General features: G+C 65.4%; 4 protein-coding genes. 1 reads left to right on the forward strand and 3 read right to left on the reverse strand.

The genetic code is table 11. The annotated features are described in order from the left end of the window. The first annotated feature begins 87 nt into the window (after nucleotides 1-87). A complete protein-coding gene (gene tauD / locus AACR77_RS11720) occupies nucleotides 88-927 on the forward strand; it encodes a taurine dioxygenase (protein ID WP_042881626.1) in 840 nt (279 codons plus the stop codon). A gap of 151 nt (nucleotides 928-1,078) precedes the next feature. Here tauD and AACR77_RS11725 read toward each other — a convergent pair whose 3' ends face one another. From AACR77_RS11725 to AACR77_RS11735, 3 genes are all read right to left on the reverse strand, one after another. After that, on the reverse strand, nucleotides 1,079-1,447 hold the full coding sequence (locus tag AACR77_RS11725) for a DUF1428 domain-containing protein (protein ID WP_010673687.1): 369 nt from the start codon (nucleotides 1,445-1,447) through the stop codon (nucleotides 1,079-1,081). Nucleotides 1,448-1,520: 73 nt separating this feature from the next. After that, nucleotides 1,521-2,882, reverse strand: coding sequence for an MFS transporter (locus tag AACR77_RS11730; protein ID WP_042881629.1), 1,362 nt, complete (start codon nucleotides 2,880-2,882; stop codon nucleotides 1,521-1,523). A gap of 165 nt (nucleotides 2,883-3,047) precedes the next feature. Continuing rightward, a partial coding sequence (locus AACR77_RS11735; RefSeq protein ID WP_042881635.1) for a UbiA family prenyltransferase occupies nucleotides 3,048-3,475 on the reverse strand: 428 nt, incomplete at its 5' end.

The raw sequence follows: 3,475 nt of genomic DNA on the forward strand, positions 1-3,475 counted from the left end.
TTCAAGGTTAGCCTTTCAACATGTAATTGGGACAGCGCCTTTCCTATTGGTATCGGGCCTTCACGCCCCCAGACATGGAGCAAGACCATGACCGACAAGTTGACCATTACCCCCCTCGGCCCCCACATCGGCGCAGTCATCGCCGGCGTCAATCTGGCCGAGCCCCTGAGCCAGGGGCAGTTCGAGCAGCTCCATCGCGCCCTGCTCAAATACCAGGTGCTGTTCTTTCGCAACCAGCCCATCACCCCGCGAGCCCAGCGGGCGCTGGCGAACCGCTTCGGGGATCTGCACATCCACCCCGTCTACCCCCACACGGAGGAGGCCGAGGAGATCATCGTGCTCGATACCCACGATGACAATCCGCCGGACAACGACAACTGGCACACCGACGTGACCTTTATCGAGACGCCCCCGGCACTGGCCATTCTGGCCGCCAAGCAGCTGCCCCCCACCGGGGGGGACACCCTCTGGGCCAGCGGCATCGCGGCGCTGGCGGCCCTCTCCCCTCCCCTGCAAACCCTGCTGGCAGGGCTGGAAGCCGAGCACGACTTCACCAAGTCCTTCCCGGCCCATCGCCATGATGACAGCGAGGAGGCGCGCCAGCGCTGGCAGGCGGCCGTGGCCCGTCACCCGCCCCTGCGCCACCCGGTGATCCGCACTCATCCGGTGAGCGGCCGTCAGGCCCTGTTCGTCAACGAGGGGTTCACCACCCGGCTGCCCGGGCTGCCCCCCAAAGAGAGCGAGGCCCTGCTCGGCTTTCTGTTCGAGCACATCACCCGCCCCGAGTTCCAGGTGCGCTGGTGCTGGCAGGAGAACGACATCGCCATCTGGGACAACAGGGTGACCCAGCACTATGCCAATGCCGACTACCTGCCGGCCCGCCGGGTGATGCACAGGGCCACCATTCTCGGGGACAAGCCCTTCTGACGCCCGGGCTGAACATCCCCCATGGAGAGCGACCATGAGATAACGACCAGCAAAAAGCCCGCCGGCTGGCGGGCTTTTTCATCATCTGACGGGCCTGGGTGTTGCTATCGGCCCTTGCGCTCCGGCCACCAGGGTGACCCGATGGCAGGTCTCAGCCCTTGAGCTCCAGCACGGTGGTGAAGCCCCCGAAGATCATGCGGGCGCCATCAAACGGCATGGTCTGGTGCAGGGGGTTGGCGGGGTCCATCCTGGGGTCCTGCATCATCTTGCCCATGGCGTCGTCCCGCACCGCCTTGCTCGGCCACTCCACCCAGGAGAAGACCACGGTTTCATCCTCCCTGGCCGCCACCGCCCGATAAAAGTCGGTCTGCTTGCCGTGGGGCACGTCGTCCCCCCAGCACTCCAGCACCCGGGTGGCGCCGTATTCGAGGAAGATGGGGTCAAACTGCCCCGCATGATCGATCAGGGCCTGCTTGTTGGCCGTCGGCACGGCGAGCACGAATCCGTCCACGTATGACATCAGAGGTTCCTCCTGTGAGTGAGGATCTCAGCATAGCAGCCGCCCTTCAGCCCGCGCTCTGCGCCGCCAGCCATCACAAAGAGACCAGCCGCTCCAGATCGCTGCGGGTCAGGCGCTTGCTGTCCACCTTCACGTAGAGGGAGTGCTCCTCGCGCACCAGCAGCACGTCGCTCACCCCCTCGCAGGCGCGGATCCGCTGCTCCAGGGCCGGGGTGGCCTCGACCCCTTCCGGCAGCACGATGCGCAGGCTGCTCACATAGGGGGGCTCGGCCATGGTGAGGCTCACCCCGAGCCAGGCAAGGGCCAGGGCGGCACAACCGCCAAACACCAGGGGGCCGCCCCCCAGGCTGTAGAGCAGACCGCCGAGGCTGCCGCCGATGGCAACCCCGAGGAACTGACTGGTGGAGTAGACCCCCATGGCGGTGCCCTTGTAGCCCGGCGGAGACTCCTTGCTGATGAGGGACGGCAGCAGCGCCTCCATCACGTTGAAGCCGATGAAGAAGAGCTGCAACCCGGCGAGCAGACCCCACAGCTGCTGGCCGCTCTGCCAGAGCACCAGCTCGGCGGCCAGCATCACCACCACGCACCCGATGAAGACCCGCTTCATCTGACGGTGCTTCTCGGCATAGATGATGAAGGGCACCACGCTCACGAAGGCGATCAGCATGGTGGCCAGATAGGCCTGCCACTGGCTGTCACGGGGCAGCCCGGCACGTTCCAGCAGGGGCGGCAGGGCCACGAAGCTCGACATCAGCAGGGTGTGGACGCAGAGGATGCCGAGGTTGAGTTTGAGCAGGCGAGGGTTGGTGAGCACGGTACGAAAGCTGCCTCGCACCATGGCGGACTCGCGATTTTGCAGGTGGGCCGCCGGGGTCGGCACCACCCAGAGCACCATGGCGATGGCGGCCAGGGCCAGCAGGGCGATGAGCCAGAAGAGGCCGGACAAGCCCAGGGCATGGGTGATGAGGGGGCCGGTCACCATGGCGATGGCGAAGGTGATGCCAAAGCTCACCCCGATGAAGGCCATCGCCTTGGTGCGATTCTGCTCCCGGGTGAGATCCGACAGGAGCGCCATGACGGCGGCGGAGATGGCGCCGCTCCCTTGCAGGGCGCGCCCGACGATGACCCCCCAGATGGCGTCGCTCAGGGCGGCGATGACGCTGCCAAGGGCAAACATCAGCAGGCCGCCGACGATGAGGGGCTTGCGCCCCACCTTGTCGGAGAGCAGGCCGAAGGGGATCTGGAACAGGGCCTGGGTCATGCCGTAGATGCCGATGGCAAGCCCGATGAGCGCCTCGGAGGCGCCCGCCAGGGACATGCCGTAGGTGGTCAGCACCGGCAGCACCATAAACATGCCGAGCATGCGCAGCGAGAAGACGGAGCCGAGCGCCCAGGTCGCGCGTCGCTCGCCCCTCGTCATGGTGAAATCATTCATGAGGGCCTCGATGAGTCAAAAAGAAGAGGGAAAGAAAGGGGTGACAGGCGCCCGGCCGCCCCCGAAAAATCGGCGATGCCCCTCGCAGGGCGGCGCCCATAATAGCAGAGCCGGGAAGATTCCCGGCTCTGGATTTCATGCATTTCAGGGGTGCAGTTCACACTATCAGGGCAGCATGCTCACCAATACAGGCGCTGCGTCCGGCTGGAAGTCCACCGACATCATCACGCTCAGGCAAGTAATGGTGACGATGGAGAACATGAACAGCTTGCGCGCCCAGAGGGAGTCGTCCACGGCCGCCTTGTAGCCCGACAGCGCCATTCCCAGCCACCAGACGCTCACCGCGGTGGCCACCACCAGATACTTGTAACCGGCGTAGCCGCCGAGGAACAGCATCAGGGTCGGCACCATGAACGCCAGGATGTAGAGGGTGATGTGGAGCTTGGCCACCGGGATCCCCTTCACCACCGGCAGCACCGGGATGTTGGCAGCCTGGTAGTCCTTGAAGCGGAAGATGGCGATCGCATAGGAGTGCGGCATCTGCCACAGGCTGAAGATCGCCAGCAGGATCAGGGCCCCCGAGTCGACTGTGA

Source organism: Aeromonas sp. ZOR0002 (assembly GCF_963866995.1).
Lineage (GTDB): Bacteria > Pseudomonadota > Gammaproteobacteria > Enterobacterales > Aeromonadaceae > Aeromonas > Aeromonas caviae.

Bases quoted from the DNA above. Each gene is read 5' to 3' on its own strand.
- AACR77_RS11725 (WP_010673687.1), bottom strand. From the start codon at position 1,447: ATGTCATACGTGGACGGATTCGTGCTCGCCGTGCCGACGGCCAACAAG.
- AACR77_RS11730 (WP_042881629.1), bottom strand. From the start codon at position 2,882: ATGAATGATTTCACCATGACGAGGGGCGAGCGACGCGCGACCTGGGCG.
- tauD (WP_042881626.1), top strand. From the start codon at position 88: ATGACCGACAAGTTGACCATTACCCCCCTCGGCCCCCACATCGGCGCA.